6 protein-coding genes and 1 other annotated feature are annotated in these 9,191 nt (G+C 56.7%); of the genes, 1 reads left to right on the plus strand and 5 read right to left on the minus strand.

The window, feature by feature from the left end:
- Nucleotides 1-136: 136 nt before the first annotated feature.
- The 5 genes from LQZ21_RS14540 to LQZ21_RS14560 all read right to left on the minus strand — a co-directional run bounded on the left by LQZ21_RS14540 (nt 137) and on the right by LQZ21_RS14560 (nt 6,866).
- A complete protein-coding gene (locus LQZ21_RS14540; protein WP_411045300.1) occupies nt 137-1,006 on the minus strand; it encodes an RpnC/YadD family protein in 870 nt (289 codons plus the stop codon).
- Between the two features lie 115 nt (nt 1,007-1,121).
- Nucleotides 1,122-1,973, minus strand: coding sequence for a radical SAM protein (locus tag LQZ21_RS14545; RefSeq protein ID WP_411045301.1), 852 nt, complete (start codon nt 1,971-1,973; stop codon nt 1,122-1,124).
- A gap of 60 nt (nt 1,974-2,033) precedes the next feature.
- Nucleotides 2,034-3,320, minus strand: a complete 1,287-nt coding sequence (gene hisD, locus LQZ21_RS14550) for a histidinol dehydrogenase (protein WP_411045302.1) — start codon at nt 3,318-3,320, stop codon at nt 2,034-2,036.
- 332 nt (nt 3,321-3,652) lie between these two features.
- Complete coding sequence (gene thrS, locus LQZ21_RS14555) at nt 3,653-5,440, minus strand: threonine--tRNA ligase (RefSeq protein ID WP_411045303.1); 1,788 nt, start codon at nt 5,438-5,440, stop codon at nt 3,653-3,655.
- Between the two features lie 22 nt (nt 5,441-5,462).
- Nucleotides 5,463-5,721, minus strand: a binding site (T-box leader).
- 110 nt (nt 5,722-5,831) lie between these two features.
- Nucleotides 5,832-6,866: an Rpn family recombination-promoting nuclease/putative transposase gene (locus LQZ21_RS14560; RefSeq protein WP_411045304.1), complete on the minus strand. Its 1,035-nt coding sequence runs from the start codon at nt 6,864-6,866 to the stop codon at nt 5,832-5,834.
- Between the two features lie 266 nt (nt 6,867-7,132).
- On the opposite strand from LQZ21_RS14560, the gene htpG reads away from it, so the two are divergent.
- Nucleotides 7,133-9,052 carry a molecular chaperone HtpG gene (gene htpG, locus LQZ21_RS14565; protein ID WP_411045305.1) on the plus strand — a complete coding sequence of 640 codons (1,920 nt, stop codon included), beginning with the start codon at nt 7,133-7,135 and terminating at the stop codon, nt 9,050-9,052.
- The last annotated feature ends 139 nt before the right edge of the window (nt 9,053-9,191 follow it).

Consider the following 9,191-nt stretch of genomic DNA (forward strand, 5'->3'; position numbering starts at 1 on the left):
TTCTTACCTTTTTCGCCTTCTGCGCCTTCGTGGTCAAATTCTCTTCCCGTCTCTTCCTCTTCGTTCGTGGTGTTCGAGTGGTTCGTGGTTATTTTTTCTTTATTAACCGCGCAATGGTCTACTTAGTGGAAACTGGTTACCGGATATTCTGGGCCAAAAGCCGTACTTTTTCGATATCCAGCTCCGTAGTTTCCGCGGTTTCTTCTATACTCCAGCCCTTTTTTAGCAGATTTTGGGCTACCTCTTCCCGGCCTTTTTCTATGCCCTTTTCTTCGCCCAGCGCCAGCCATTTGGGGATAAATCCCTCTTCCATCAGCACTTCTTCAAACGTTATGCTTCCATCTCCCATCTGTACCACCTCCTGAAACGGTCTCGGATTCGCATGAAATATCGCGTCAAAATAGGCGTCCAGCGCCGTCTCTTTTCCCCGCCGCTTCCCCTCCTCTAATATACTCGCCGCTTCCTCCCTTTTCAAGTTCTTCTTCAATCCCCCCATCAACCGGCTGTTCTCCCCGCTCAGCTTCGGACATGCTATGATCTGCATCGGTATATAGTCCCCCCGCACCTCGTATATCCCGCTCTCCACCTCGACCACCTCGTATCCCCGAACCACCCGCAGGTATTTTAGCAGTTCCCGCGGGTGTCGGCTGACCACAAATGTCAGGGTGAGGTCCGACATCCCTACGTCCCGGTGGATCGCCGCATACAGCGCCCCATAGGCATACACTTTATAGAAATCCTTCTCCGTAAAGGAGTCTTCGGGGCTTTTGTACTCCACGATGTTGACCGTCTTGAATATACGCCCGATACTATGCGGTATCCGGATGCCGGGCGGTTTCAGGATGATGAGGGTATCCACCCGCAGCGGTTCGGAGGTGAGCTGATACTCGTACTCAAACTGGAGTACCTCCTTCCAGTCAAGGAGCTCCGCCTTAATTGCCTGGTAAAAGGCGGGGTGCCAGTGTATTTTTTCCGGAGCCTTGTCGGTTTTGGGGGCGGTATCCACATATTCCTCCGGGGAGAGTGTAGGCGAATTCCGGCGTTGCTTCAAGCCAATGCGGGGTAGAGGGAGGAGCTAGGAGTTAGGAGTTAGTTAAAGAATATGAGGGAAGAGTTGGTACTTAGGCAAAGACCTCTATGGGAATGTCCTTGCCGGCCTTTTCCAGCTTTTTTTTCAGGGATACGGCCCGGGATTGCAGAAAAGATTCCTCCAGGGCGGTGGTCAGGGGGTCCTGGGGTGCGGGCCGGGCTTTACCATAAATTTGGACACCCTGAACCCCCGGGCCGGGTCTTTCCCCGCTGCCGGAACGGCCAAAAATCAGGCCGGACACTGTCTGCTCCCAGGCTTCGGCTTCTTCGGGCGGAGGGGGAAGACCCCGCACCGTACAGACCATGGTCTGGATAATCGCCGGAGCCTCCCCGACAAAGTCCCGGATCTTCCCCAAAAGCGTCTCAAAGGGAATTTGAGAACGGTTTATCTCCCGATACCATGCTTCGGTTCCCGCATCAAGTTTGAGCCAGATTTTCAATCCCTGCGGTCCCCGGGCGGCATCCCGCAAAAAAGCATAGATCCCCGGATCCAACAACCCCACCCCGTTGGTGATCGCCACCAAATCCGCCCGGGGGACCAGTTCGTTCCGGAGCCGGGCCGCGGCTTCCAGGGCTTCAGGAAACCAGGGTGAAAGGGTCGGTTCCCCGTTCCCGGAAAAACAAATATCCCGGACCGGAGCCTCCCCTTCCCCGGCCCGGATCAGCGCCTGGCGCAGGGCTTTTACCATGGTTTCCGTGGAAAAACGGATATCGGTCTTAAAGGGGAAAACCTCGCAATAGGGGCAGTCAAAGGGGCAGACCTTCTGATCCGGAAACAGGTTGATTCCCACCGAAAGACCCCGGGAACGCCGGGAATAGACCGGGTATACCAGGGCCCCCTTTTCCCGCTCCCGATGATTTTCCGTTGATCCGTAAGCTCCCAAAAGCGCCTCCTCTTGTCATGTCAGGGTATAAGGTTGCCCCGGTCATAGTCAAGCGCAGGATTAATGCCGGAGCAAAGCGCTTTGCCGGTGCCCCATAAGCCCCTCGGCCCGGGCCAGAATTTCCGCGCTCCCCAGGGCCTGGTCATACCCCGTTCCCCCGGCGCATCGGAGGGTGGTAACGGTTTTGAGGAAGTGCCGTACCGAAAGCCCCCCGGTAAACCGGGCGCTTCCGGAAGTGGGCAGGGTATGGTTTATCCCCGCGGAATAATCCCCCAGGACCTCCGCCGCCTGGGGCCCAATAAAAAGGGAACCGTAATTATGGAGGAGGGGGATCCAGTCGCCGGTAGCGGCGGTTTGGAGTTCCAGGTGTTCCGGGGCTATGGCGTTGGCGATTCGGGCCGCTTCCTCCTGGGTATCATAGATGATGATGAGCCCCCCCGCGTCCAGGGAAGCGGCGGCAACAGCGGCGGTGGGCAGGGCGGCAAGCTGCTGTTCCGCGGCCCGGAGGATCCGGTCCGCCAGGTCCCGGCTGCAGACCAGGACCCGGGCCCGGGCATCAGGATCATGCTCCGCCTGGGCCAGCATATCCGCCGCAGCCAGATCCGTCCCCCCGGAGCCGTCGGTGATGATGAGGACGTCCGTGGGCCCCGCGACAAAATCTATTCCCACCTCCCCGTAGAGCAGCCGTTTTGCCGCGGCCACGTACTTGTTTCCCGGCCCGGCGATCACGTCAACCCGGGGAATTGTTTCGGTCCCCAGGGCCAGGCCGGCGATGGCCTGGGCGCCCCCCAGGGCAAAAAAACGCCGCGCCCCGGCAAGGTATGCCGCGGCCAGAATCCGCCGGTCCGGCAACCCGTCCTCCTGGGGCGGGGAAACCGCCAGAACCTGTTCGACGCCGGCAACAACCGCGGGAATGACCCCCATCAGCACCGAGGAGATCAGGGGAAACCTCCCCCCGGGCACATACACCGCGGCCCGTTTAACCGGGATCACCCGCTGCCCGGTAACCAGGCCCGGAGCCATTTCATATTCAAAGTCTTGCAGTTGGGCTTTTTGTAACTCCGAAAACCGCCGGATGTGATCCGCCGCCAACTCCAAGGCAGCGGCCAGTTCCGGATCCGTTTCCCGTAGCGTTTCCCAAGCGGCTTTTGCCGCGGCTTCGGGCACTTCCAAGACCTCCGGCGCGGACCGGTCAAACCGGGCCGCAAAGCGGCGTATGGCCTGGTCGCCCTCGGCCCGTACCGCGGCGATTATCCCCCGCACCGCGTCAAGAACCGCCCCGTCCTCCCCCGGTCCCGAAACATGCTGCCAATAGCCGTCAAATTCTTCGGCGGTGATGAGCTTCATTCCCGTGCCCCCTTCACGGCTCTTAGGGTAACCGAAATTTCCGGTAGTTGCAATGTTTATGGCTGCGGCCCTTCAGGCCGCCGCGATCACCCCATGACGGTTCATATACCCAAGGAGCGGAGTGGGGGTAGCGGAATAAAAATGCTGACGCGCTTTTAAGTAGGGAGTTTCTGGGAAACCGCCGGAGCGGTTTCCCGGAAACTCCCTACCGGGGCAGCGGCATTTTTATGGAGCGAGGGGGAGCAGCGTCAAAAAAGGCTGGTCATGGGTAATATCGGTTTACCCCGTAACATCGGCGCTCCCCCCTTACTTTACCAACTATGGCTGCCGGTTTACAGTTCCAGATCCCGGGTTTCCGTCTTTTTTACCGCATAGTCGGCGAATTCCGCTATTTTCATGGGGGATAGCTGCCTGCCGTCCCGGAGACGGATGGAAACCGTGCCCTCATCGGCTTCCCGCTGGCCGACCACCAGCATGTAGGGTATTTTCCGGTTCTGACAGGAACGGATCTTGGCGTTAAGCCGGCCGTCGTCCAGTTCCGCCGTTACCCGGAGGTCCCGAACCTTGAGTTCCGCGGTCACTTTTTGGGCGTAGTCGTTAAAACTCTCCGCCACCGGGATGACCGCGGCCTGTTCCGGGGCTATCCATACAGGGAAGGCCCCGCCAAAATGTTCGATAAGGACCCCAAAGAACCGTTCCAGGGAGCCCAAAAGGGCCCGATGGACCATGTAGGGCCGTTTGTGCTGGCCGTCGGCATCCACATAGGTCATATCGAACCGTTCCGGCTCGTTAAAGTCGAACTGGATGGTGGTCATCTGCCATTCCCGGCCCAGGGCGTCCTTGATCTTGAGGTCGATCTTGGGGCCGTAGAAGGCCCCGCCCCCCTCGTCCAGCTCGTAGGGAAGCCCTTCGGCGATTACCGCTTTACGCAGGGATTCCAGGGCCTGGTCCCAGAGCCCCTGCTCCCCCACGGACTCCTCGGGTTTGGTGGCCAGGTAGGCTTTGATGTCCTGGAAACCGAAAACCTGCCATATCCACAGGCTGAACCGTAAAACTTCCCGGATCTCATCCTCGATTTGCTCGGGGGTACAGAAGATGTGGGCATCGTCCTGGGTAAAGCCCCGGACCCGGAGCAGGCCGTGGAGTACGCCGGACCGTTCATACCGGTAAACCGTACCCAATTCCGCCCAGCGCAGGGGCAGGTCCCGATAGCTGCGGCCCTTGTTCTTGTAGATCATGATGTGGAAGGGGCAGTTCATGGGTTTGATGATGTAATCCTGGTTGTCGATCTCCATGGGGGAGTACATATTTCCCTTGTAAAAACCCAGGTGTCCCGAGGTTTCCCAGAGCCAGGACTTGCCGATGTGCGGGGTATACAGGATCTCGTAGCCGTTGCGGTAATGTTCGGCGCGCCAGAAATTTTCGATGGCCACCCGCATCCGGCCGCCATTGGGGTGCCAGTAGATGAGCCCTGCCCCGGCTTCCTCGTGGATGGAGTAGAGGTCCATTTCCTTTCCTACCCGGCGGTGGTCCCGTTTTTCCACCTCCTCCAGAAAACTAAGGTAGGCTTTGAGGTCCTTGGGGGTCTCCCAGGCGGTGCCGTAGATCCGGGTGAGCATGGGCCGTTTTTCATCCCCCCGCCAGTAGGCGCCGGCGATATTTTGCAGCGTAAAGGCCGCGGAATTAATTTCCCGGGTGTTCCGTACATGGGGCCCCCGGCAGAGGTCCGCCCAGAGGACCTTGCCTTCGGCGTCCCGGTTTTCATAGACCGAAATGACCGTATCCTCCGGCAGATCCGCTATGAGTTCCAACTTGAAGGGTTCATCGGCAAACCGGGCCTTGGCCTCGGCCCGGCTCAGTTCCAGGCGTACAAAATCCTGCCGGGAGTCGATGATACGTTTCATCTCCTCCGCAATCACCGGCAGATCCTCCGCGGCGATAGGCCGGGGTAACTGAAAATCGTAGTAGAAGCCGTTCTCCACCGAAGGGCCGATGGCGACCTTGGTTCCGGGGAAAAGCCGGGTTACCGCCTGGGCCATGATATGGCTTACCGAATGACGTATCAGCGCAAGTTTCTGGCTTGCTTCGGGTTTTTTTTGCTGTTCTTTTTGATCGGGCATGGGGCACCTCCATCGTAATGTATCCGGGGACGGGAATAATCCCGCGGTACCACCCCGGTTCGTTTTTCCACGACGAAAAACGCCCTCTTCGCCGCTTACGGGGGCAATCCGGCTTTATTTACTGGGAAAGCTCTTCCGTTCGATAAAGCAGCTCGGGAGTGGTTTTCAAGGGTTCCGTGACCGGCCTGCTTCCAGCCTATGGCATGGCCTCTCTCCGGGTACGGAAAACAACCCGTACTTGATCCGGTTTACCCGTTACTCGTCTCCGTCAATGCAGTTACTATAAAATCCTCTTTTTTGGGAGCTTCGTCAAGGGGTGCGGAGGCCGGGGCGGCAATTCTCCGTTCAACAAGGGACAGGAAAAACCACCGGTATGGGGGTATTGGCCATATCACCGGACGGACGCCACCTCTTCCACGGTCAGATGCAGGCTTTGGGCAATTACCTCCACCGAAACCCCATAGCCCTTGAGGATCCGGGCCGATTCCAGCTTTTCCCGGTAAGCTTCCGCCTGTTTTTCCTCCCGCCCTTCGTCGCGTCCCTTTTCGGTACCTATCTGGATGCCTTCTTCCCGTCCCTTTTCAGTACCTATCTGGATACCTTCCTCCCGGGCAAGCCGTTTGTCCTCTAGGACACTCTCTACCAATGCGTCAAACATCGTCTGGTACTCCTTCTTCCCTACATGTTCCTTCACCGCCTCTATCTCCTCAGCCGGGACTTCCAGCCGTTCCAATAGGACCGTGATCACATCCTTTACCAGTTTAACCATCCCCTCCGGAATATTCAATGCCACCCCTTCCCAATAGTCTCCCGGTAATCCCTGTAACTCCTCCAGTTCTTCCCGTTTCTGAATCCGGTCCACCAGTAATAACAGCGATAGGGCATCCCGGTACCGGCTCAGGTCCTCAAAGCCGTATTTGTTTAACTCCACCAACTCATATTTGAAGGAGGGAATATAATCGCCAAAGACGTCCTTGAGGGCGGTACGGTCGGCGAAGTTCCGGGCGGCGGTCCAGGGGGCAGGACCGTCGTAGAAGATCAAGGGGAGGACCGGGGGGTAGCGGAAGTCCCTGGTGGAGGTAAGGCCGGGGTACTCCCGGTTGACCTCCTTCTCGTACTTGTCCAGGACCAAGGTGATGTACTGGAGCATTTTGAAGGGGGCGCGGAAATTGACCTGGGACTCGTGTTCGACGATGGCGATGACAAAGAGGGGAGGATTATTTTTGAGGGAGATCCGTTTGACGGTATCGGAGTCCCGGTTTTCGAGGAGGAGGGGAAGGAAACGTTCACTGACATCTTCGATATCGTCGGGGGAGAGGGCGTTGAAGATGGGGAGGGGTATAAAACGGAGGAGGAAGTCGACAAAGAGGCGGTGGTCATCGAGGATGAGTTTAAAGCTGTTATCTTTCGGTTTATGGATAGCCATGAAATACCTCCGGGAATAATAAGGCACGGGGATGCAGGGTGCTTTAGTTTTGGGAAAAAAATATGAAAAAATGGGAGGAAAAGGGAGGAAGGAAACGTTATTTGCCCCTTGCCCCTGATAAGTTTCTTTTAGTATCTTAGATACAGGTTTTCCGTACACTTTTTACCGAGGGGTTTCTACCCTGCCATTAGTGGCTGGAGAAGTGAATTGCCCAGAGGGAGGGGGATTAATCCCCGCCGAATAATAACAAGAAAGGAGTCTCAACCATGGCACAGCACCAATTTCAGACTGAAGTAAGCCGGCTCTTGCACCTCATCATCCATTCCCTGTATTCCAACCGGGAAATATTCCTGCGGGAACTTGTTTCCAATGCTTCCGATGCCCTGGATAAGCTCAAGTACCTTACCGTAGCGGACGAGGGCTACAAGTCCATTATTTTTGAGCCCCGGATCGATCTGTCCTTTAACCGGGACGCAAAAACCCTTACCGTGGAAGATAACGGTATCGGTATGAACGAGGCCGACCTCATCGAGTCCCTGGGAACCATCGCCCGGTCCGGGACCAGGCTCTTTCTGGAAAAGCTCCAGGATGACGTCAAAAGGGATTCCAACCTTATCGGCCAGTTTGGGGTGGGGTTTTATTCGGCCTTTATGGCGGCGGATAAAATCGAGGTAATCAGCCGCAAGGCCGGGGAAGGGGAAACCTGGAAGTGGGTCAGCGACGGCAAGGAGAACTTTGAGATCGAAGCCGCCGGGCCGGGGGAAGCCCTTAAAGACAGCCAGGGAAGCCGGGTGATCCTGCACCTGACCGATGAGGGGCTCGAATACGCCAACCGCTGGTCCATTGAGGATATTATCAAGCGGTATTCCAACCATGTGGCCTTCCCCATTTACCTGACCTATGATGAAAAAGAATACGACGACAAGGGAAAAGAGAAGGGTTCGGTGACCAAAACCGACCGGATCAACTCCGGGACCGCCCTTTGGCGCCGCGCCAAATCAGAGCTTAAGGAGGAGGACTACCACGAGTTTTACAAGCAGCTGGGTCATGACACCGACGAACCCCTCCATTATATTCATACCAAAGCCGAGGGTACCCTGGAATACTCCACCTTGTTCTACATCCCCAAAAAGGCGCCCTTCGATATGTATAACGTGGACTACAAACCGGGGGTTAAGCTGTACGTCAAGCGGGTTTTTATTACCGACGACGACAAGGAGTTGATACCCACCTGGCTTCGTTTTGTCCGGGGGATCATTGATTCGGAGGACCTGCCCCTCAATGTAAGCCGGGAGATCCTCCAGCAGAACAAGATCCTCATCAACATAAAAAACGCCTCGGTAAAAAAGCTGCTGGCGGAATTTAAGACCCTGGCGGATACCGCGGCCTCCGGATCGGACGCTGCCAAGGAGAAGTGGGAAACCTTTATCAGCCAGTACAACCGGCCCCTCAAGGAGGGGCTCTACCAGGATTTTGCCAACCGGGAGCTCATTCAGGAACTCATCCGCTTCAAAAGCTCCACCCAGGAGGGCAGGACCGGGTTTTCGGAGTATGCGGCCCGGATGAAAAGCGATCAGAAGTACATCTACTACATCACCGGGGGGGATGAAAAGACCCTCAGGGCCTCGCCCCTGTTGGAAGCCTATACCGCCAAGGGTATCGAGGTCCTTATTATGGATGACGAGATCGATGACATCGTCATCCCCTCCCTGGGGCGGTACCAAAAGCAGTCCGGGGACACTTCCCAGGAATGGGAACTTAAGGCGATAAACCGGTCCGGCGCTGATGAGGAGCTGGGGGATAAACCGGACAAAACCGCGGAAAAAGAGATACAGCCGGTTATCGAAAAGATAAAAAAGGCCCTGGGGGACCGGGTTAAAGAGGTAAAACTCTCCCGGCGCCTGCAGGATTCCCCCTCCTGTATTGTGGCGGACGCAAACGATCCCTCTATCCAGATGGCCCAGCTGCTCAAGGCCATGGGCCAGACCGAAGTACCCGATACCAAGCCGATCCTGGAGGTAAACGGGGAACATCCCCTGGTGGCGGGCCTTAAGCATACGGAGGATGAGGAACGGATCGCCGATGTGGCCGGGGTACTCCTGGATCAAGCCCTCCTGGTGGAGGGGCTTAAACTCAAGGACCCGGCGGATTTCGTCAAGCGGCTGAACCGCTTACTTGCCCCCTGAGCTTGAGCAATAATTAAGAAATTCACCACGAAGGCGAATAAGGCGAAGAAGGAAGGAGAAGAATGAAGAAAGAGAGGAATTAGGAGTGAGGAATGAAGGTTGGCCTCAATTCCTCACTTTTAACTCCTCTCTCCTCTCT

The organism is Treponema sp. TIM-1 (assembly GCF_046533115.1).
Classification (GTDB): domain Bacteria; phylum Spirochaetota; class Spirochaetia; order Treponematales; family Breznakiellaceae; genus JAIRMO01.